The organism is Sandaracinaceae bacterium, assembly GCA_020633055.1.
In the GTDB taxonomy this organism is placed as follows: Bacteria; Myxococcota_A; Polyangia; order Polyangiales; family Houyiibacteriaceae; genus JADJJE01.
Genome location: JACKEJ010000004.1, coordinates 350,559 through 371,569, shown reverse-complemented (window position 1 = coordinate 371,569; position 21,011 = coordinate 350,559). Strand labels below are relative to the sequence as shown.

General features: G+C 70.3%; 15 protein-coding genes. 9 read left to right on the top strand and 6 right to left on the bottom strand.

The annotated features are described in order from the left end of the window. The first annotated feature begins 81 nt into the window (after positions 1–81). Both H6726_01460 and H6726_01455 read left to right on the top strand, forming a co-directional pair. Positions 82–2,010 (top strand): hypothetical protein, encoded by a 1,929-nt coding sequence (locus H6726_01460; GenBank protein MCB9656288.1) that lies wholly within the window; start codon positions 82–84, stop codon positions 2,008–2,010. 76 nt (positions 2,011–2,086) lie between these two features. Further along, positions 2,087–3,328, top strand: coding sequence for a glycosyltransferase family 4 protein (locus H6726_01455; GenBank protein ID MCB9656287.1), 1,242 nt, complete (start codon positions 2,087–2,089; stop codon positions 3,326–3,328). Here the strand turns inward: H6726_01455 and H6726_01450 are convergent. Genes H6726_01450 through H6726_01440 form a run of 3 tightly spaced genes read right to left on the bottom strand, consistent with a single transcriptional unit; the run spans position 3,301 to position 5,767 of the window. Beyond that, positions 3,301–4,269, bottom strand: a complete 969-nt coding sequence (locus H6726_01450; GenBank protein MCB9656286.1) for a hypothetical protein — start codon at positions 4,267–4,269, stop codon at positions 3,301–3,303. The genes H6726_01455 and H6726_01450 overlap by 28 nt on opposite strands. A gap of 17 nt (positions 4,270–4,286) precedes the next feature. After that, positions 4,287–4,979, bottom strand: coding sequence for an EthD domain-containing protein (locus H6726_01445; protein ID MCB9656285.1), 693 nt, complete (start codon positions 4,977–4,979; stop codon positions 4,287–4,289). Beyond that, complete coding sequence (locus H6726_01440) at positions 4,979–5,767, bottom strand: glucose 1-dehydrogenase (GenBank protein MCB9656284.1); 789 nt, start codon at positions 5,765–5,767, stop codon at positions 4,979–4,981. The genes H6726_01445 and H6726_01440 overlap by 1 nt, the downstream gene beginning before the upstream one ends. A 148-nt stretch (positions 5,768–5,915) precedes the next feature. Here H6726_01440 and H6726_01435 point away from each other — a divergent pair, with 148 nt between their 5' ends. After that, positions 5,916–6,251: a hypothetical protein gene (locus H6726_01435; GenBank protein MCB9656283.1), complete on the top strand. Its 336-nt coding sequence runs from the start codon at positions 5,916–5,918 to the stop codon at positions 6,249–6,251. A 113-nt stretch (positions 6,252–6,364) separates the two neighbouring features. On the opposite strand, the gene H6726_01430 is transcribed toward H6726_01435, so the two are convergent. After that, positions 6,365–7,054 (bottom strand): hypothetical protein, encoded by a 690-nt coding sequence (locus H6726_01430; protein MCB9656282.1) that lies wholly within the window; start codon positions 7,052–7,054, stop codon positions 6,365–6,367. Positions 7,055–7,576: 522 nt separating this feature from the next. On the opposite strand from H6726_01430, the gene H6726_01425 reads away from it, so the two are divergent. The 6 genes from H6726_01425 (at position 7,577) to H6726_01400 (ending at position 18,210) form a co-directional block, all read left to right on the top strand. Further along, positions 7,577–10,204, top strand: coding sequence for a hypothetical protein (locus H6726_01425; GenBank protein ID MCB9656281.1), 2,628 nt, complete (start codon positions 7,577–7,579; stop codon positions 10,202–10,204). A 58-nt stretch (positions 10,205–10,262) separates the two neighbouring features. Next, a complete protein-coding gene (locus H6726_01420; protein ID MCB9656280.1) occupies positions 10,263–12,779 on the top strand; it encodes a hypothetical protein in 2,517 nt (838 codons plus the stop codon). Positions 12,780–12,966: 187 nt separating this feature from the next. Then, entirely contained in the window at positions 12,967–13,818 is an 852-nt protein-coding gene (locus tag H6726_01415) for a M15 family metallopeptidase (protein ID MCB9656279.1), read from the top strand. Between the two features lie 2 nt (positions 13,819–13,820). Next, a complete protein-coding gene (locus tag H6726_01410) occupies positions 13,821–14,408 on the top strand; it encodes a hypothetical protein (GenBank protein ID MCB9656278.1) in 588 nt (195 codons plus the stop codon). A gap of 69 nt (positions 14,409–14,477) precedes the next feature. Beyond that, positions 14,478–17,369, top strand: coding sequence for a hypothetical protein (locus H6726_01405; protein ID MCB9656277.1), 2,892 nt, complete (start codon positions 14,478–14,480; stop codon positions 17,367–17,369). 103 nt (positions 17,370–17,472) lie between these two features. Further along, entirely contained in the window at positions 17,473–18,210 is a 738-nt protein-coding gene (locus H6726_01400) for a metallophosphoesterase family protein (GenBank protein ID MCB9656276.1), read from the top strand. A 54-nt stretch (positions 18,211–18,264) separates the two neighbouring features. On the opposite strand, the gene H6726_01395 is transcribed toward H6726_01400, so the two are convergent. Together H6726_01395 and H6726_01390 are read right to left on the bottom strand one after the other, a co-directional pair. Then, a complete protein-coding gene (locus H6726_01395) occupies positions 18,265–19,401 on the bottom strand; it encodes a hypothetical protein (protein MCB9656275.1) in 1,137 nt (378 codons plus the stop codon). Between the two features lie 101 nt (positions 19,402–19,502). Further along, positions 19,503–20,261, bottom strand: coding sequence for a hypothetical protein (locus H6726_01390; protein ID MCB9656274.1), 759 nt, complete (start codon positions 20,259–20,261; stop codon positions 19,503–19,505). Positions 20,262–21,011 lie beyond the last annotated feature (750 nt).

Genomic DNA, 21,011 nt, shown 5'->3' with positions numbered 1-21,011 from the left:
ACCCCACGGACGACTCGACGGTGGACACCCACTTCGCGACGCCGACGCGCCGTCGGGCTCGCGTGCGCTTCGTTGGTGGGGGTGCTCGCGTTGTGCGAGGTGGCCGTGCGCGTGCAGGCCCAGGAGACCCTCCCCGCGTGGACGGCGGAGACCCCGAGAGAGCAGGCCGCGTTCGCTGCGGTGGAGCAGAACGAGCTCATCCGGGCGCGCGAGCTGGGTGAGGCCCTGGTGGCCGCCGAGCCCACCTCGTTCATCGGGCACCTGGTGCTCGCCTTCGCGCAGCACTTCGCCGAGGCCAACTTCCCGCGGGCGCTCTATCACGCGAACCTCGCGCTGCAGTACTTCGAGGCGCGCTTCGGGCCTGACCCACGCGCCCCCGCGCCATGGATGTGGCACGCGCGCATCCTGCAGGAGCTGGGCAACATCCACGGCGAGCTGGGCCATCACGCCGAGCGCATCGCCCTGATCGAGCGCTTCAACGAGCGCTACCAGCCGCGCATGGTGGCCGAGGTGGCCTGGTCGCTCATGAAGATGGGTCGCTACGAGGCCGCGCGCGCCGCCGCGCAGCAGGGGCTGGCGGAGGAGCGACCCGGGCAGACCGTGTTGGCGCTCAACGCGCTGTGCGCCATCGAGTTCGAAGCTGGACGCGACGGGGCCAGCTACGACGCGTGCGCGCAGGCCCTCGCCTACTCCCGCAGCCGCGGCGCCGTCTCCGTGGTGGACCTGACCAACTTCGCGGAGGCTGCGCGCGGCGCGTTCCAGCTCGCCGAGGCCGAGCGCACGTTGCTCGAGGCCACACAGGCGGAGCCCTCGACCTACGGCAACCCGTGGCTGGAGCTGGCGGAGCTCTACACCCGCGCGGGGCGCTTCGCGGAGGCGGGCCAGGCGCTGCAAGAGATCGCGGCTTGGCGTGCTCGTCGCCCACCGTTCGCGCGTGACGCCGACCGCAACGAGAGCCGGCGCGCCATCGCAGAGTTCATGTTGGTGACCGGCATGCACGAGGCCGCGCTGACCGTCACGAGCAAGGCCATGGTCACGCCCGACCGTCGCGCCCACAACAGCCGTGACCCCGCCCAGGACCGGGCGCTCACCGCGCTCATCGATCGCCGCGCGCGGCGGATCGCCGCCGAGAGTCGCGTCGAGGGTGCCGCCGCGCTCGCCTGGCACGCGCGCCTCGGAGCGCATCTGGAGGCGCTCTGGTTGCGCGCGCAGGCGTTCGCGAGCGGGCGGGAGGCCACGCGCATCCTCAGCGGCGACGACGCGGTGTTGGTCGGCTTGCTGCGCTTCGGCGCCGCTTCGAGTGGCATCCAGCCGCCGTGGCTCACCGGGGATCTGGTCGAGTTGTTCGGGGCGGGTGTGATGCACGAGGCCATCGCACGGGCGGACGAGGGGGACCAGCGCGAGCAGGCGGACCCTTACTACGCTGCGCTGCGGGCAGAGGTGGCGCTCGCACAAGGTGATGACGCCGCGGTCCAGCGACATGCTGCGGCGGCGCTCGCGGGGGTCGGGACGGGCGACGCCTTGCTCCGCGCGCGCGTGATGGCCTTGATGGCGCAGGCGGGGCTGGACGTGAACTACGACGCTGTGCTCGGGGTCGACCCTGGCGTGTTCCGGCGGCTCGAGGTCCCCGTGCCCGTCCGCCTGCAGGTGCAGGGGGACGCCCTCGCGCAGATGGTGGCTGCGGCGCTCCGACGTAGCCCCCGCTTCGATGTGAGGTCCGACGCGCCGCTGACCGCGCAGGTCGACGTCCGGGCCGCGGGGGGGCGCGTCTGCCTCTTGGGAGGCGCCGGGCGTGTGTTCGGCTGCGGTGAGGTCAGCGTGGACCACGACGCGGACGACCTGGACGTCCTGGCGCAGCGCGTGGTGGACGCGTTCCACGACGATGTCTTCGCCCCGCGCGTCGACATGTCTCAGGCGGAGATCAACTCGCTGGACGGAAGTGGTCAGGGCACCCGCAACCCGTTGGAGACGTTGTTCGGTCCCGCGCCCGTGATCACGCTGCCCGAGTGAACGCGCCTGGGTCGCTTGACCGGAAGCTTGTTCGCCCACAAAATCCTACCCGCACCTACAGCAAGGAGCGGCCGTGATGGTGACGCAGCCCCTGCGCGACGAGCTCGACCCGAAGACCCGCTTGCTGGTGATCCAGTATGGCTGCTACGCCGACGCCGCCGAACGCTTCCAGCGAGGTGGCGGGGAGACCTATTTCGCGCAGCGCTACACGGTCGACTTCCTCGCCGACGTCGCGCGCCACGTCGCGCGGGTCACGGTGTTGTCGTACGGCACGTCCTACCCGCGGCGGCGGCTGCACAACGGCGTGTACGTGGTGGGCTCGGAGCTGTACCCGCCAGGCCGCGGTGTCCAAGCGCGTCTCGCCCATTTCGCGCTCCTGCGGGTTGCCCAGCGTGAGCGACCGACACACATCGCGGTCGCGTGCCCCGAGCCCACCGTGCTGGCGTGGGCGCTCATGCAGCGCGCGCGTACGTTCGCCGTGTTCGCGGATAGCTTCACCCGCGCGTCGCGCGGCGCACGACTGAAGTACCGGGCGCTCGCGGGGCTGCTCAATCGACCGGGTGTGGCGTGGGTGTCCAACCACAACCTCGCGGCGTCGCTCGACCTCGCACGTATCGGTGTGCGGCCGGAGAAGGTGGTTCCCTTCGACTGGCCCCCGACCATCCGGGCTGCGGACAATCCACCGAAGACGTTGCGCCGTGAGGGCCCGTTTCGCGTCGTCTACGTCGGCATGATGCTGGAGTCGAAGGGCGTAGGGGACGCCATCCGGGCCGTAGACATGTTGCGCCGGGGCGGGCGCGAGGTGGAGCTCTCGTTGGTGGGGGGGACTTCGCCCACGCTGGTCGCCGAGGTTGCGCGGCTGGGTCTCGACGCGCACGTGCACTTCCTGGGAAAGCGCCCGCACGCGCACATCGTGCCGCTCATGAGTGAGCATGACGCGGTGCTCGTGCCCACGCGCCACGAGTACCCCGAGGGGCTGCCGATGACCATCTACGAAGGGCTGTGCTCGCGTAGCCCCGTCGTGTTCTCGGACCACCCGATGTTCGCGTGGCGGATGCGTGACGGAGTGACGGGGGTGCGCTTTCAGGCTGGCTCGGCGGACGCGCTGGCCCGCGCGGTCGAGCGGCTGATGGACGACCCCGTCCTGTACGCGGCGCTGTCCGCATCGGCCGAGGACACCACGCGCGACTACCTCTGCCCAGTCAAGTGGGACCAGCTGTATCGCGCGCTGCTGAGCACTCGGCGCGCGACGCGTGAGTCCATCGCGCCCTACGCGCTCGCCCGTGGTCACTATGGCGACTTGCCGCTCGCGGGGTGAGACCCGTTCCTGGGGCTCGCCAGCTCGAGCACCGGCACGGGCGCGCCTCGCAGGATGTGGACGCAGGCGCGCCACCATCCGAGGAGGAAGGCCTTGCGAAACGGCTCCCCAAGGAACTCGTCGAGGGCGTTCGTCGCGCGCGCTGCCGTGGCCTGCTGCAGGCACACCCGCGCCGCGTCCAGGTCCCCACCCTCGAGCGCACAGTCGGCGAGGTTTCGCGGCGCGAACAGGCTGTAGTACACGTTCGGGGGGACGCTCCAATTGTCTTCCAGCATGGGCCAGTGCAGGGACCGATACGCGCTCAGCTGCTCCGCCAGCGGCTCGGGGATACCGTCTTCCAGCCAGCGTGCGACCGCCGCGAGGGTGGACTCCGCCAGCCTCGCGGGGACGGAAGCCATGGACATGATCCCGTCGTAGTAGGTGAGGTCGCCCGTCCGGGCCCACGCCGACCAGACGGGTACCGCCAGCTCGCACGCGGCGAGGAGCGCGCGGAGGCGCGCGGCCAGGGGGAGCGCGGCGAGGAGCGCCTGCGACGTCTCGATGCGAGGGGGGTGTGGCAGCGCGATGGCCTGACCCGACCGAGCGTCGACGAACTCGAAGCTCCGGCTTTCGTGCAGAAACGCGTCGGCGTGGTAGTCCGTCAACCACAGCACGGACAGCAGGAAGAGCGCGTCGGGCACGGACAGCGCGTCGTCCACCATCGTGAAGCTCACGTGGGCGTGGCGCTCCCCGCTCCCGACCGAGTTCGCCTCGGCCGTCCGAGGGTCGTCAGGGCGCGTCACGAGCCCCTCCGCGAAGCGCAACACGACCCGCTCGTCGGTTCGACGCACGAGCGCCCCGGACGCGAAGGGGCAGGTGGTGGTCGCCCCGTGGTCGAGGAGCAGCACATGGTCGGCCGGGTCGAGCGTGAGCCGCACCAAGGTGTCGGGAGGGATCTCCATGCCGCGCTGCTCTGAAGCTACTCGGTCGCGAAGACGTGCTCGCGCATGAGCATCACGCGCAGCGTGCGCATGTCGAGGAAGGAGCTGACGTCCTCGAAGATGCGCGCCATGTTGGCGTCGTCGCCGCCGTAGAGGCGCTTGGGATCCGTCGCGTCGGCCAGCTCGCGGAAGTGCAGCGCGACGATGCCTGCGAGCGGGGGCGTGTGCTCGCCGAGGCCGCTGAGTACGGCGTTGCGGTCGTACCGCCAGATGGGATGTACCTCGAGCGCCAGAGGGCCGTGCTTGCCGTGCCAGTGCTCCATGAAGTCGTCGCGCGACAGGCCGGGCTTGGGCTGCAGCAGGGTCACCTGGCGCACACCGGGTGAAGGCGTGCCGAGCTCCCACGTGCGCTCGTAGTCGCGTGGGATGTCTTGGGACACGGCGTAGCCGTCCACGTACTTCAGCGTGGGGTCCAGCACGGCCATCATCGCGAGCGCGTCCGCGCGATCGGCCAGGGTGGCGTGGACGATGCCGCTGAGCAGCGCGCCGTCCCCATCGCGCTTGGCGTTGAGCGCCGCGCCGCTCTCGGGCGGGAGGGCGGTGTCGATGGTGAGCGCGCTGGGCCTGAAGCGCTCGAGGGCCTTCTGAGTGGAGCCCAGCAGGGCCTGCGAGAACGCCTCGAGGGACGCACCCACGGGGCGGGAGAGGACGAAGCAGTAGCGTGCGGTCATCAGAGGTCCGGGGTGTCGAAGGGGGTGTTGCTGATCTCGATGCCACCATCGACAGCGAGGATGCGACCCGTCATGTAGCTGCCCGCGTCGGACGCGAGGTAGACCGCTGTTGCAGCGATGTCCTCCACCCGGCCGACCGCGCGCAGCGGCGTGCGCTTGACGAGACCCTCTCGTACGGCGGGGTTGGCCAGGAACTTCCCGAGCGCCTCGGTCTCGATCGCGCCACAGCAGATGGCGTTCACGCGCACCTTGGGCGCGAGCTCGTTGGCCATCAGCCGCGTCATGTGCTGCAGCGCGGCCTTGGCCGTGCCGTAGGCCACGAAGCCGCGCCCCACGATGCGCCCGAGCGAGCTCGAGATGTTGACGATGGAGCCCCGCCCGGACGCGAGCAAGTGCGGCGTCGCCAGGCGCGAGAGCAGGAACGCTTGGGTCAGGTTGAAGCGCAGCGCGTCTTCGAACACCTGCTCGCTCGTGCGCAGGAACGGCACGTGGGGTGCCCCACCCGCGTTGTTCACCAGCACGTCCAGACGCTCGTGCTCGCTCATCGTGCGCGCCATCAGCGCCTCCAGCTGCGCGCGTTCCGTCACGTCGCAGGCCACCGCCGTCGCGCGCCGACCCAGCGCCCGCGCGGCCTCCGCTACCTCCTCCACGTCGGCCAGCGTCCGCGAGGCCACCACGACGTCCGCCCCCGCCTCTGCGTACGCGAGCGCGATGCCGCGTCCAATGCCCTTGCCAGCGCCCGTGATCAGCGCCACGCGCCCGTCCATCCGAAATCGGTCCAGGATCATGCGCGCGAGTGTACCCGAGCCGCGATGTTCGGAGGACACCCATCCGCGAGCCGCGACGTTCGGAGGACACCCATCCGCGAGCTCCGCCAGGGCCGAGACCGGTGCATCCTCCCACCCATCTGGCGCGGACCCTGGTACGCTCCAGAAGATGTTCGACCGTCTCCGAGAGATCGAGAAGCGCTGGGACGCGATGCCAGTGGGGCCCTGGCGGGTCGACGGCGCAGAACCACGCTGGGTCGTCCGCGACGCGCATGGGCGCGCTCTGCTCGAGACGGCCGACAAGAACGTCGCGCGTGAAGTGGCCGCTAGCTACGAAGACATGGCGTTTCTCGTTGGCGAGGTGAAGAGGGCGCGCCGGGAGGCCAAGGACGCGCGGGAGAAGAGCGACGACTTCCTCGGAAAGGGCCACGACGGGCGCATCACGTTGGCGACCTACACGATCGCCTCGGGAGACCCGGATCCCGATCCAGACCCACGACGCTGAGCAAGCCTCCTCCAGATGGCTGCGTGTCTACACCTGCGGGCCTCGCGTACGTGGCGCACGTCGAACCCCCGCTGACGTCGCTGGCGAATGGCCCGCCCGCTCGGCCCGCGCGGCTATCTGCGCTCGTGCGTGTCCGGTTCACTCGAACCGCCCAGCTCGGAGGCGGCCATGCCCACGGCGGGTACGCTTGCGTCGCGAGGCGCCGTTCGCGTGGACGCGCGTCGTTCGGCAGGGAGCAGCCCCACGCCCGGTCGCGCCGCGGGCTGCGGCGGTGCGCCGTGGACCACCTCCGGCGTGGGTGCCAAGTCCACCGCGCGGCGCAGGAGCGTCTTTCCCAGCGCGTCCAGGGTCTCGTGTTGCAGGACGTGCAACAGCTGGCGCACGCGCGTCTTCAACGTGTTCTGCGAGACGCCGAGCCCACGCAGGATGTCGTCGCGGCCGTGGGGGAGGGTCGCGATGGCGGCCAGCTCCATCTGCCTCGCGGTGAGCTCGTGCTCCCGGCCCACGTTCTCCACCGCCGCTGCGACCAGGGCTCGGCGCGTTACCTCGTAGGCTAGAGAGTACCCCAAGAAGTAACGCTCCTCGGCGCGGGGGGCGCTCTTGGGCAGCCAACGGTGGGGAAGCTCGGAACAGCTCAGTTCGGGACGGGAGTCCGACTGAACGATGACTGGAGGGTTGCAGTCTGGCGGACGGTTGCGCCACAAGCTCGTCAGCGCCGCTCCATCCGCGGTCCCGTCGACCCACCAGGCGAGCCAGCGGGTCGCGGAGCGCAGCAATGGACGCGCCTCCGCAACCGTGGACACCAATTGCACATCCGCGTGGCCCTCCAGACGGGCCTTTAGTCGGCGCGCGCTCCCGCGCTCTACAAAGACCAAGAAGCTTACGTTATTGTTCATGTTTTAGAACAGTGGCGCGATCCGAGAACGGTTCCCACCTCGCCCAGTGACGACATGCTGACACCCCAATCCACCGCGTTCAAGGGATAAGTGTGTCCGTGTTTGGGGGTATATCACGAGGGCCACGAGCACGCGTCACGCGGTGGGTGTCCCCCAGGGACGCGCCGAGGGCGTCGGCGTCGCGCGAACGTGACCCGGCCGCCTGCAGCTCACCGTGGGCCCGCAGGGGGTAGGATGGCTCCGACGCCAGGTTGAGTGTGCGCTCGCGCTCGTGGGGTTGCATGGTCCGCAAGTGGGTGTCCCCCGACGGGTCTGCCATCGGCCGATGGTGGGTGTCCCTGCACCATTCTCGACCAAGCGTCCAGCAAATGACGCCGCCCGCGACAAAGTCGGCGTTCTGCGCAGCGGCCCGCCATACTGCGAGCACACATGGGTGTCCCCGAACTCGAGGTGGCCGCGCGTCCGGCCGAGCTGCTCTTCGTCATCCTGCTGCTGGCCTTCTCCGTGCTCGGGTGTGGGGCGCGGACGCTGCTGGACGAGTCGGTCGACTCGAGCGTCAGCGAGCGGATGACTGGGGACGAGCTCTGCGACGGACTGGACCAGGACCTGGACGGGGCGGTGGACGAGGACTTCCGCGACGCGCTCGGTCGCTACGTGCATCCCCGACACTGCGGGGCGTGCGGGGTCGAGTGCGTGGTGCCCGATACGGCCACTCTCGAGATGGACTGCCTGTTGGTGGACGAGAACCCCGTGTGCGGCGCCACGCTGTGTGTCCCCGGCTTCTGGCCCTCGCGCTCGGGTCGCTGTGTGCCCGCGTACGATCATCTGTGCCTGCCCTGCACGCAGGACACGGACTGCGGCCTCGGCGCGCTCGCTTCGTGCGCCGATGTCGGAGGAGAGCGTCGCTGCGCGGTCGCGTGCGAGGTCGGCTGTCCCAGCGGCTATGCGTGCCAGGCGGACGGCGTGTGTGCACCGGCCGGTGGCAGCTGCAGCTGCGAGCCCTCGGACTCCTTCGAGCTCGCGTGCGTCGTCGACACGACCGACGAGGACGCCCCAGGCGGCCCCGCGGGGATCCCGCTGCCAGACCCGCTCCCCGAGCCCGACATGCCCGCGTGTCCCGGACGGGCGACGTGCCTCGCGGGCGTCCTGAGCGAGTGCGTCGCTCCGGTCGAGTCCTGCAACGAGCGCGATGACGACTGCGACGGCGAGGTGGACGAGGACTTTCGCAACGCGGTCGGCGGATACTCGGACCTGCATCACTGCGGGCAGTGCGGCGTGGACTGCGCGCTCTCACCCGTCCCAGAAGGCGACCTCGTGTGCGGCGGCGATCCGTTCGCCCCAGCCTGCGTGCTCAGCTGCCCCGACACACTGGACGGGGTGCAGCCAGGCGATCGCGTGGATGGTGATCGCGACATCGCGACAGGCTGTGAGTGCACGGTGACGAGCCTCGACGACGCGCCGGGCCCCGTTGGCGCGGTGGGTCAAGACCTCGACGTGAACTGCGACGGTGCGGATGGCGAGGTGACGCTCAGCGTGTACGTCGCTCCCGACGGCGACGACGCAGGCCCAGGGTCCCCGACGCGCCCGATGGCGACCGTGACGGCGGCCATCGAGCGGGCGATGGAGGCCGGTCGCCCCGACGTGTTCATCGCGAGTGGGACCTATGTCGAGGCGCTCACGCTCCCCAGCGGCGTACGTCTGCACGGGGGCTACCGGCGTGACTTCCTGGCGCTCGACCCCGCGGGCTTCACCACGGTGCTGCGCGCGCCACTCGACTCACCGCTGCCTGGCGGTGCGGCGCTCATGTCGACCGACTGCACCCCAGGCGACACGGTCATCGAGTGGTTGAGCGTGCGTGGGCGCGACGCCGTGGAGCCATCGTCCGCGTCGGTCGCGATCTGGCTCGGGTGCCTGTCCGGCGGTCGCACGTTGCGCCTCGACACCATCGACGTTCGCCCTGGCGTCCCAGGAGCGGGCCGCGATGGGACGGCCGGAATGCCGGGGGCGTCTCCCGCGACGTTGCCGCTGGAAGGTGCGCCGCCGCGCGGGGCGCTCGAGAGCGGCCGACAGTGCACCAGCGGGCCGGCGAACACGGTCGCGGGGGGTGCAGGAGGTCAGCACGTGTGTGCAGGGCAGAGCACGGCGGGCGGCGCGGGCGCGTCCGCGGGGTGCCCCTTCTTCGCCAACTTCCAGCCGCAGGGCGACCGAGGCCAAGGTCGCGCGCCTGGACGCGGGGGCGACGGCGGCCAGGACTCGCGCGGCCCAGTGACGGGCTCCAGCTGCCCGCGCCCCGTGTGTTGCGGACTCGCCGACTTCCAGGTGCCGAGCATGTTCACGGGACCCCGGCCCGGTGACGCAGGAGCAGATGGAACCGCAGGTAGCCGTGGGGCGGGATGCGCCGACGCGCTCGGACGCTTCGCGGGGACCACATGGACGCCGGGCACTTCCACGAGCGGGAGCGCCGGCACGGCAGCCTCCGGTGGCGGCGGCGGGGGCGCAGGGGGCGGCGCGGAGATGGACTTCATCCCGAACGCGTGCGAGTTCGCAGACGGGCTCGGCGGCGGCGGCGGCGGCGGCGGCGCGGGGGGCTGCGGCGGAGGCGCAGGCAGCGCGGGCACCAGCGGCGGCCCAGCCATCGCCGTCTACGTGGACGACAGCAGTGCGCCGGGCCTCGTCGTTCAGGGCTCGCGCTTGACCGCGCCCGATGGCGGGCGGGGTGGGGACGGCGGCGCAGGCGGTGGCGGCGGTGCGGGCAGCCCTGGCGCTCCTGGCGGCTTCATCCCCCTCGCCGAGCGCATCACCCCGACGCTCGCCGGCCCCTTTCCCGGAGAGCGAGGCGGCTCCGGCGGACGGGGCGGAGACGGCGGCGGCGGCGGCGGCGGCTGTGGTGGCGCCAGCCTCGGCGTGTGGGGTGGCAGCGCGGCGGATGCCAGCCGCTGGCGCGCGCTCAACACCTTCGACGTGGGCATGGCCGGGCGCGCGGGCCGGGGCGGCGGCGGTGCCGCGCAGGGTGGCGACGGCATCCAAGGAGGGTCGTTCGATGTTCTCTCACGCTGACTTCGACTGCGGTTTCGCTCGACGCGTCGGACGTGGGTCTCGAGCCGCCGCTGCGACCGTGATCGTTCTGCTCCACTTGCTGCCGGGTTGTTTCAAGGCGCACCGCTGCGGCGACGAGACCTGCGACTACGGCGACGACGACTGCGACGGTCGCGTGGACGAAGGGTTCCTCGACGAGACGGGCGTGTACGCCACGAGTGAACACTGCGGAGGTTGCGGCGTGAGCTGCGCGGAGGTGTTCCCGACGGCAGCCGAGACCGCCTGCGAGATCATCGCGCAGGCGCCCACCTGTGTGCTCGTATCATGCCCTCCGGGGACCCATCGTGCAGACGCGGGGAGCTGCGTGCCGGACGTGCCCGTGACGTGCGCGCCCTGTGCGGACGATACCGAGTGCGCGCTCCGGTTCCCGGGGGCGACCTGCCGTGTGCTCGCCGCAGGCGACGCGCGGTGCTTCGAGCCGTGCGGTGAAGCGTGCGGGCCCGGCCTCGCGTGCACCGACGGCGCGTGTGTGCCGCCGTCGGGGACCTGCGAGTGCGCGGGTGTCGACGTGGACGCGCGCTTCGCCTGCCTGCTCACGAGCGCGCGTGGCGACGTGTGTGCGGGGGAGCGACCGTGCGAGCCCGGCGGCCTCGGGACGTGCGTCCCCGTCCTGAGCGAGAGCTGCAACGGCGAGGACGAAGACTGCGACGCGCTCGTCGACGAGGACTTCTTGGACGCCGAGGGGCGCTTCGCGCGCGACCCCCTCCACTGCGGCGCATGCAACACGCCGTGCGCACCTCCCGGCCCCAACATGCTGGCCGAGTGCGTGGGCCTCGTGTCGCCCGGGCCGGACGGGCTCGACGCGCGCTGCGACGTACGCTGCGAGGACGGCTTCGTCGACGTGGACGGCCTGGTCGCCAACGGGTGCGAGTGCGAGCGCTGGGACGGCGAAGGCCCGCCCCCCGTGGTCGGCGGCGACGCAGACTGCGATGGCGTCGTCGACGACGAGGACGCGTTCGTGCACGTCACCCCGACTGGCAACGACGCCGATCCCGGCACGCTGGTGCGGCCGATGCGTACGGTCGGAGCGGCCCTGCAGCGCGGGGCAGCCTCGGGCAAGGACGTGCTCGTCGCTGGCGGCGTCTATCCCGGGTTGGTCACGTTGGTGCCGGGGGTGGACGTGTTCGGCGGCTATCGTGTGGACTTCCGCGACCGAGACGTCGCGCTGTATCCCGTGACGCTGGAGCGCCCCGACCAGCCAGGGGAGCCAGTCATCGTCGCTCGGGACGTGCGCACGGCGACCCGCGTAGACGGCTTTCAGGTGCGGGCCGCGGATGCCACGACGTCGGGGCAGGGCAGCACGGCGGTGTACCTCGACGGGTGCAGCTCGGCGTTGGTGTTCTCGCACGTCACGGTGTTCGCGGGGCGCGGACAGGGCGGGCTCGAGGGAGACGACTCCAGCGACAACCTCGCCGAGCTGGACGCGACCCTCACATCGCTCGAGCAGCTGGAGGGAGCGGACGGGGCCACGGGCGGGGGCGGTACGGGAGACGGCACGTGTCGCGCCGTGAGCGGTGGCGCAGCGGGGCTGTTGCGCTGCGGAGCCATGGACGTGTCCGGTGGACGCGGAGCCGACGAGACCTGCGAGCCGCTCTCGTGTACGAACGGGTCCCCTTGTGCGAACGCGGGCTGCACGGACTTCACGACAGGCGGCGTGTGCGACATCGCGACCGTGCTCGCGCTCGCGGTGCCGAACCCGAGCGCGCGAGCTGGTCATGGACCCGATCCCGGGGCGGCGGGAGCGACGACGTACGATGCACCGACCAACCGCGCGGCTTGCAACTTCTGCGACGACAACCCCACGCTGCCGCGCGAAGGAGGCAACGGGCAAGACGGCGCGTCGGGGGCGGATGGCGAGGGAGGTCTCGGCTGCGGCGGGGGACCCGTGTTCGATGCGGTGAGTGGGCGCCTTCACGGTGCGGCGGGCGCAGACGGTGCGGCTGGCACGCACGGTAGCGGCGGGGGCGGCGGGTCCTCTGGCGCGGGTTACGCCATCATCGGTGGCACGGGCTTCTGCTTCGGTGGCGACCGGGCCGGCGGCGGCGGGGGTGGCGGTGGTAGCGGTGGCTGCGGCGCGCCACGCGCAGAGGGTGGGGAGGGTGGCGGCACGTCCGTCGCCGTGGTGGTGCGCCTGCCGGCTGGCATGACGAACGGACCGCGCTTCGAGGTGAGCCGCGTGCAGACCGAGAGCGGTGGTGATGGCGGCGACGGAGGGGTAGGCGCGCGCGGCGGACAAGGCGGCGACGGCTTGGCGGGCGGGGTGGCACCCTTCTGGTGCGCACGCAATGGTGGCCGCGGGGGCGACGGCGGCGACGGCGGCGCGGGTGGCGGTGGCGGTGGCGGCTGTGGCGGCGGCGCGCATGCGTTCGCGGTCACAGGCCCCGACGTCGAAGATGCGTATCTGCAGCAGCTCTCTGCCGACACGATGGTGGATCTCGTGGGGGTGGCAGGAGCTGGTGGGCGCGCGGGCTTCTCCCCCGGGCGCTCGGGCACGGCTGGGGCGCCCGGCGGCGCCGCGGTGGTGCTGCGGTTCTGAGCCCGCCCGTCCACACGGCGCGACCGGACGTCGGGACAGGAGCTCCCGGACGGGTGCGCGCGGTTGAATCCGGCCCGCGTCCGCGGCGTCTCGGGGAGGCTCTTGGGTGTCCGGGGGTGCCGCTGGAAAGTCGGGCGGCGCCCCCGGCCATTGGATGGGAGCCCGACTTTGGAGTATCCCCCAAGCGATGCACTCACTCGCCCGACCCCTCTCTGCGCTGCTCGTCATGGCCAGCGTCGCTGGTTTCTGCCTCGGCTACGGTCAGGCTCGCGGGCAAGCGCGCCGCCCCACGCCGGCCCCCGTGCCCGACCGCGTCCCGCCGCGCCCCGCGAACAACACCGCTTGCAACTACCAGGACCCCCAGGACTTCATGATCCGAAGCAACTGGGGCACGACCCGTGACATGAGCGACACGGAGCGCCGCGAGCGCCGGCAGATGGCGCAGCGGGCCGTGAACTACCGCACCGAGCAGTACGGCTACTTCACGGGTTTCGGGAGCCGCTCCCTGAACCGGTCCACGCCAATGGACAACGCGGAGCGCGTGTCGTTCATGGGCTTGAACGTGCGCCTGAACCGCAAGATCGCGCCCGTGCTGGGGTGTGTGGAGCAGCAGATCCGCGCCGAGTGCACGGACCCCGTCTACACGCCGCGGCGCCTGTCCGGTATTCGTGACCGCAACACCTACCACAACGGTGAGGTGAGCAATCACGTCTACGGCATTGCCATCGACGTCGACCCAACCGAGAACACCTGCTGCATGTGCGTCGCGCAATGGGGCGACCACCCCCTCTGCCAGCGCCCGGTCGACTCGATCTACGACCGCATGGCCATGCCCGAGTGCTGGGTGCACGTGTTCGAGCGCTTCGGCTTCTACTGGTTGGGGCGCGACCGCTTGCAGGACACCATGCACTTCGAGTTCCTCGGGGATCCCGACCGCATCGCCCGCGCCACCACCGACGCGGGTCGCGAGACCGCTGCAGGCACTGCGCCATCGCCAGCGCCCTCCGCGCCTTCGACCGCGACCGGGACGGACCACTGACGATGTCGGACGTCGTTCACCTCGACGACCTGGCGCACGCGTGCGTGACCGCCGTGAAGCGCGCGCTCGACATCGAGCTGGACTTCACGCAGGACACCCTGCCCATCCTGGACCACTACGTCAGCATGGCGCAGGGGACGCCCGCCGAGGTCATCGAGCTGCTCGCGCCCATGGCGGGGGCCTACTTCGGGGAGGTCTTGCGGCGCGGGGTGGGACCCGCTCGCTGGCACGCGCCAGGGACCGACTACGGGGCCTATCGTCTCGAGTTCGAGCACGCGTTCCTGCACTTCAATCCGGTCGGGATGGTGGTCGAGTCGATCCTCGGCGCACCCGCGGAGGGGTGGAACGCGCACCTCCAGATGCTGCCGCACGAGCGTGGTCCCGTGCAGGCTTCTCTAGACGCTCTGGGTGGGGTGCGGGACTCCGACTACTACCGGTTGAGCTTGCGCTTCGAAGCGGTCGAGCAGGTGTATCTGGTCCTCAGCCACCTCGCGCTCAAGGCCGGGGAAGACGCGCCCTACTTCAGCCACGAAGTGTACGAGGCGACGCTGACCACGGGCGTGCTCCCCAGTGACGGCCAGCTGCACTGACGGCCGGGGACCGATCCGCAACACGGAACGCACCGTCGTCGCGGCACTCGTGGTAGCGTGGGTTCAACCGTGACCCGACGCTACCCCGACGGTCCCCTCGGGCCCTCTCAGACCGAGCGCGTGCACGTGCGGCGTGGGCGCGACGCGGGTAGCTTGGAGCCGTTCGACCTCGTGCGCGTGGTCGACGCGGACGGTGACCCGGAGTTCGCCGAACGCGCCCTCGCCGGGACGCTCATGCGCTTGCCCGACGGAACGGACCTCGCCGAACCCTATGTGTTTCACGCGCGTGAGAGCTCGCTGCTCGTGCTCGTCGTGCCGGGGCCCGCCCGGCATCGCGAGCTTGGCGCCCGGCGTGAGCTGCTGGACGCGCTGGACGCCCTCGAGAGCGTCCCCGCGTACGCCTTCGACTTCCGCGTCGTCATCGACGCGATCGGCCTGCGCGCAGCGCTCGCGATACAACGAGCGTCCATCGGGCCGCCGCCCCTCATCGAGAACGTGTACGACGACGAGCTCGACGAGCTCCCGCTCGGGCCCGAGCTCAGCGACGAAGACCTCTCCCACCTGGCGACCGACCTGGTAGACGACGCCGAGGCCATGGCCCTCGAGGAGGTCCAGGAGCTCGACGCCGACGCTGCCGTCCAGGAACTCGGCGAGAGCGAGGACGCGGGCGACCTGGGCGAGGACACCCATCGGACCGCCGAGCGCGGGTTGCGCGAGTGGAGCGAGGACACCCATTGGACCGACGGGCCCCACGGCGTAAACGAGCCCATGGGAGACCCGGCAGACACTCAGGCCACCGCGGCCACTCGGGGTACGCAGCACACGCAGCGCACAGAGGACACCCATCTAGGTGTCGGGGCCCCCGAGGACACCCATCGCGGTGTCGGGGCCCCCGAGGACACCCATCGCGGTGTCGGGGCCCCCGAGGACACCCATCGCGGTGTCGGGGCCCCCGAGGACAGCCACGACACCATGGACGCCGCGTTCGAACCCACGACGGTTGATGGGCCCCGGAGTCTCGAGGACGACGTCGGACTCGTGGACGACCGGGACGTCACGGAGGAGGACCCAGGCCAGGACGAGGCCAACACAGACATCGGATGGGTGTCCTCCGCCCACTTCGGCACGACTGCGCCCAGCTCGAGCCTTCCCTCGGTCGAGCTGGTGGACGACATCCAAGACGTGGAGGACGCGGAGCTGGCGGATGCGATTCCCCCGCCTGACGCGCCGATTCAGTCGTTTCTGGACGAGGGCCCCGAGTACGCCGTGGTCGACGCGGATTGGGTGACGCTGCAAGAGGGCGAGGAGGATGAGCCGCTCACGTTGGACGATTCTGACCTGGTGGTCGTCCCCGACTCCTACTCGATCCTGAGCGAACTCCCCGCGGCCCTCCCGACCAACGTGAACGTCCCTCGGGACTTTGCAGTAGACTCGCGGCGGCTTCGTGCGGGGCTCTTCGCTGGGCGCGTCTGGCTCTTCGCCAAGTCACGCTCAGGGGTGTTCGAGGGAACGGGCATCGACGCAGCCGTCCAGTTCGCCAGTGTCGGCGGTCGGTCGATCGTTCTGGTGGCGCTCGCTGACCTGAGCGCGGATCGTGGCGAGGCCGTGAGACTCGCGGCGGACCTCGCGTCGCCAGCTCCACGGGCGCTGCTCAGTTCTTTGGCGTGCGACTTCGTCCTCTCGGTCGCCGTGTTCCACGAAGGCCCCGCGCCAGTCCGTTGCTTCGAGCTCCGGTCGCCGCGTGAAGACAACGTGGCTCGCCTCCTCGCCCGCCCCACGACGCCGGGCCCTGACGCAGTGGAGGTGGCAACGGCGATCGCACGCGCCATGGCGGCGCCTCCGCCACTCGATGCCCTGGAGCACCCTTTCCAACCGCGTCGCGCGGCCTCATCGCCGACCGACCTGCGCGCGGAGATCCGCAACGTCGCGCGCTGGCTCGAGCCTTCGCGTCGTGACCGGGTGCGCCTCGGGCTGGGTGTCCCCGAACCCGCCGTTCAGGAGGTCTGCGAAGCGGTCGTGCGTGACGCGCTGCGCGTCGGGATTGCGCTGCCCCCCATGCTCATGCAGTGGGGGGTGTCAGCAGGCTTGGCGATGACACCGGCGGACATCGTCGCCCAGCAGCTCGTGGCGTTCCTGACGCTCACCTCCGGTCCCGAGCGCGGCGGGCTGCGTGACGCCGAGGTCGCCGCGAACTGGAATGCTCTGCGCGGAGCTGCTGCCGCGTTTTCCGTGCCCATCCCGGTAGACGTCGAAGCCGTGCTGCGCGCGATGGACGCGGACGACATCGCGGCGGATTCGGGCGCACTCGAGACCCTCAATGTGGCCGCGCTGATCGAACTGACGCGTCACGCCGCGCATCGACGCGCCGCGGCCGCCGAACTCCTGCGTCGAGACGCCGAGCTCCACGCGGAGGTGGTTGGCGCCGCACTGCGTGACATGCGACGCGATGAGGTGATCGCGCTGGTGCCAGCGTTGAAGCGTGCGGGCGAGGCGGTCGTGTCGATGCTGCTCGACACGTTGGGGGCCAAGAAGACGTTCGTTCGCCAAGCTGCAGCCCTGACCCTGTCTTCTCTCCAAGCCGAAGAGGCCATCGGAGGTTTGCTCCACCTCGCGTGTACGGAGACGACATCGCTCTGGGAGGAGTTCGCGCGCGCTCTCGCGGCGTTTGGCGACGTAGCGTTGGAGTCCATCATCGCGGCCATCGAGACTGGCGACTTGACGCCAGACCGGGCGGCGCTCGTCCTCGCCTATCTCGCGAAGGGGGGGTACGCCAGCGTCGTCGAGGACCTCGTGTCCCATTCGCATCGTGTCGTCGCCGACGTCGCGGGATCCATCCCGGCGCGACTGCCCACGGTGGAGCGCCACCTCCGCGAGTTCTACGACGCGAGCGCCACTCCGACGGGACCCAGGGAATTCGGGAAGAAGGTGTTCCGGGCGTTGCACCCCGAGACGGCGGGCTGAAGTCGGCGGGGGGTGTTCTTACGTGTGGATTCCGGACGCAAACTGACGTACCGTCAGGTCTAGGACGCGGGTCTTCGCAAGGGAGAACCCGTCGTCGTTCAGCATGCGCATCGGAATCTTCAGCGACGTACACGCGAACATCGAAGCCCTCTCGGCGGTGATGGAGGCGTTCACCACCGAATCCATCGACCAGTTCTACTGCCTGGGAGACGTCGTCGGATACGGGGCCAGCCCGAACGAGTGCGCGGACATCGTCCGCGAGGTCACCGTGGCTACCATCCTCGGCAACCACGACGCAGCCGTCGCCGGGCGCATGGACTATTCGTACTACTACGAGGCCGCGCGCCAGGCGCTCGACTATCACGCTGGCATCTTGAGCCCCACGAACATGACGTGGCTCAAGGGGCTCCCGTACAAGCAGGAGCGCAACGACATCGGCCTCCACCTGTGCCACGGGTCCCCGCTGCGTCTCGAGGAGTTCGAGTACATCTTCGCCCCTGAGCAGGCGCGGGAGTGCTTGCCCATCTTCGACCAGCTGGGGGACATCACGCTCATCGGCCACTCGCACCTGTGCAAGGTGTTCGCGCTGCGCCCTGGCGAGGTGCAAGAGCTCCCTGCGACCAAGTTCAAGCTGGAGCGCGGGACGCGCTACATCGTCAGCGTCGGGTCCGTCGGCCAACCGCGCGACTACGACAACCGTGCGAGCTACACGATCTATGACAGCGACGCGCGTACCTTCGAGTTCAAGCGCGTCGAGTACGACATCGAGTCAGCCGCCTCGAAGATCTTCGACAGCAGTCTCGAGCGCAACTTCGGGAACCGCTTGTTCATCGGCGTCTGAGCGCGGTCCTGCGGGGAGAGCGTGGCAGCGATCCAGCAAGACAGCTGCACAACGCTACGATGCCACGTACCGGACCAGCCCGTGCCAGGCTGGGAGGCCGTCCCACACGCACGTGAACGGGGGTGTCTGCATCTCCCCCGGAGCGCACACGCGTGGCGTCAGTCCCGCCGGCAGGACACCCATCAGTCGAGAGCGCGTCAAAGCGGTTCCAGCCAGCCCGATCACCTTGAGCCGCGGACCGAGGACACCCAGGTTGCGCAACAGCGCTGGTTCGTCTGCGTAGCGGTGGACCGCAATGTTGCGATACCCGGGCGAGCTGCGGGGGGGCCGATCCGCTTCGTAGGTCACGCACGAAGCGTTCCCCTCGAGCGCCCGCCCCACGACTGAGGCAACGCCTCGGAACTGCGCCTGTTCTGCGGCGATGCTGGTGGGCAACGGCCCGCGAGGGAGGGTGCGCTCCAGGACGTCCAGCGCCTCGAGCAACTCCTCCGCGAACCCCTCCGGGGACACCCATCCGTTGTCCTCGACATAGATCGCCTGCGGTGAAAGGCAGCCACGTTGGTCGTAGGCGGCCACGTCGAGCGCGTACGCGGCCGCCGCCTCGGCGACGGCCTCGCGTCCTGCATTTGCCGAGCTCGGGAGGACACCCACACCCAGACCGTGTCCATGCTGAAGCACGGGGACACCCAGCGGAGCAAGACGCGCGACGGCGCCGCACGTCTCGTCGCCTCCATAGACTGACACGGTGTCCACGGCCCCCAAGAACGCTCTCAGCGTCTCCGCCCCTGCTGGCCCGTCGTAGTCGAACGAGACCAGCCCGATCCCTCGCGCAAGGGAGCGCATCGCAGGACACCCATCGAGGAGCGTCCGTTCGAGCAGCGACGCGAAGAGCTGCTCACGTGATGACACTCGCGCCAGAACGGGGACACCCATCAGGAGCGGCAGCAGGAGGGTCCGCGCGGGGCTCGTGAGTACGTTCCCGCTGAGCACGACACCCAGCAGCCCAATCGGACGCGCTCGATGGCCGGGGAGTTCTGCCTCGTTCAGCCACGAGATCAGGTGTTGCGCCGTCATGTCCGCGAACGTCGAGCGGATGGCCCAACGTGTCGCTTCCAACGAGAGTCCGCTGCTGCACGCGAGGGACTTGATCTCCCCCTCCCGCAGGTTCTGCATCGAGGACGCGAGTCCCATCAGCGCGTCCACTCGTTCACCGGCGGACAAGGTCGACGGGCTGGCGCGGCGGGTCCTAGCTGCGAGCGCGAGGACCAGGGGAGCGTCTGCCAGCGCGAACGTCACCGGTGGGTGTCCTCGGAGTCGCGTTCCCGGTGGGTGTCCTCGGAGTCGCGTTCCCGGTGGGTGTCCTCGGAGTCGCCAGTGGTGTCGAAGTCGGTCGTCCGTGATGGGTGTCCCCCCAGTTCACCCAGTTCACCTGCCCCGAAGTCACGCGTAGGGGTTTCATGGCTGGGGGCCCAAGGCCCTGTCGGACGGTGTCCAAGTGCCTCCTCCACGGCCAAGGAGCATCCCCGCAACGACGAGCCTTCTGCACGGCCGTGCAGCACCAGGCTACCGTCCGGCATCAGTTCCGCGAGATCGGATGTCAGGATGGAGGCGACAGAGTCCAGGTTGGCGGCATCGTCGATTCGTAGGACACCCACCTCGCCCCGCTGCACAGGCTGAAGGCTCTCGGGGTCCACGGGGGTAGCCCGGACCCAGGGAGGCGCAATCAGGTGGTGACGCGGCGATGGGTGTCCCTCCACCCGATCGCGTAGTGATGCCTCGTATAGCTGAGAGCTCATCTCGGTCATTCCGTACTCGGCCACGATGTTCGCGTCGTCGAGTCCGTACCGGTCAGCCAGCATCCCTCGGAGTAGCGCAGGCTCCACCTCGCGGGAACGGCCCTTGTATCCGCCAGTTTGCATGATGCGGCTCCCTCGCGGGAGCGCGAAGCGACGTTGGCCGAGAGCGTCCTCCGCGAACACGAACGCAAACGACGTGCCCAGCAACGCGATGGGCTCACCCGCGGCCTCGGCCGCCTCGAGTGCACGCGTCATGGCGTTGGTGTCCAACGTCGATCCGCGAAAACACCAGGCGGCCGGTCCTGCTCCGAACCAGGCTTCGAATCGACCCAACATGTACGAGAGGGAACTCTCGTGAGCGCGGGAGGGGTGCTCGGCGAGCATCACCAACGGCATTCGCGCAACGTCGGGAAACAGCATGTCCCGCGCATGTGCTTGTGCGGCCGCATCATACAAGGCGAGGTCGCGGAACGGGTGCGCTCCTCGCGCGCCGGACGACGTGCCCGATGTCCGGAAGACATGGGTGTCCTCCGTCGGCGGGAATGACGCGATCCGTGCGTAGCGGAAGGCGTCGGTTGGGAGCGCAGGCGCCCACGACCGAACTGACACCTCACGGGCCGCGCACAGGCGAGCGTACGGGCTCACGTGTGCTGCCTGGTAAGTCGCGAGGTCAGCGAACAGAGCATCCCTCGAGTGCTGGTCGGATTCGCGGAAGTCCTCCGTCCACCGTTCGGTTTTCCAGTGCGCACCCTCCCGGTGGGTGTCCCCGTCCCCGGAGGGACGCTCCCGGTGGGTGTCCCCGGAGGGACGCTCCCGGTGGGTGTCCCCCGACGGGCCCTCCTCCGACGGGCCCTCCCTTCCCGAAGTGGGGGCGTCATCACAGCGCATGATGTGGGTGTCCTCGGAGCGCTCGGAGCGAGTGTCGACGTTCTCGGCACACTCGACGCGCGACACAGAGTGTCGAGCGATGAACTCGAGCACGCGCGTTCTCAGAGCGGCGTGGGA

Excerpts from the sequence above, each read along its gene's own strand:
- H6726_01455 (MCB9656287.1), top strand. The coding sequence starts at position 2,087 with ATGGTGACGCAGCCCCTGCGCGACGAGCTCGACCCGAAGACCCGCTTG.
- H6726_01390 (MCB9656274.1), bottom strand. The coding sequence starts at position 20,261 with ATGACGCGTGCACTCGAGGCGGCCGAGGCCGCGGGTGAGCCCATCGCG.
- H6726_01445 (MCB9656285.1), bottom strand. The coding sequence starts at position 4,979 with ATGACCGCACGCTACTGCTTCGTCCTCTCCCGCCCCGTGGGTGCGTCC.
- H6726_01425 (MCB9656281.1), top strand. The coding sequence starts at position 7,577 with ATGGGTGTCCCCGAACTCGAGGTGGCCGCGCGTCCGGCCGAGCTGCTC.
- H6726_01435 (MCB9656283.1), top strand. The coding sequence starts at position 5,916 with ATGTTCGACCGTCTCCGAGAGATCGAGAAGCGCTGGGACGCGATGCCA.
- H6726_01410 (MCB9656278.1), top strand. The coding sequence starts at position 13,821 with ATGTCGGACGTCGTTCACCTCGACGACCTGGCGCACGCGTGCGTGACC.
- H6726_01400 (MCB9656276.1), top strand. The coding sequence starts at position 17,473 with ATGCGCATCGGAATCTTCAGCGACGTACACGCGAACATCGAAGCCCTC.
- H6726_01415 (MCB9656279.1), top strand. The coding sequence starts at position 12,967 with ATGCACTCACTCGCCCGACCCCTCTCTGCGCTGCTCGTCATGGCCAGC.
- H6726_01440 (MCB9656284.1), bottom strand. The coding sequence starts at position 5,767 with ATGATCCTGGACCGATTTCGGATGGACGGGCGCGTGGCGCTGATCACG.
- H6726_01395 (MCB9656275.1), bottom strand. The coding sequence starts at position 19,401 with ATGGGACTCGCGTCCTCGATGCAGAACCTGCGGGAGGGGGAGATCAAG.
- H6726_01450 (MCB9656286.1), bottom strand. The coding sequence starts at position 4,269 with ATGGAGATCCCTCCCGACACCTTGGTGCGGCTCACGCTCGACCCGGCC.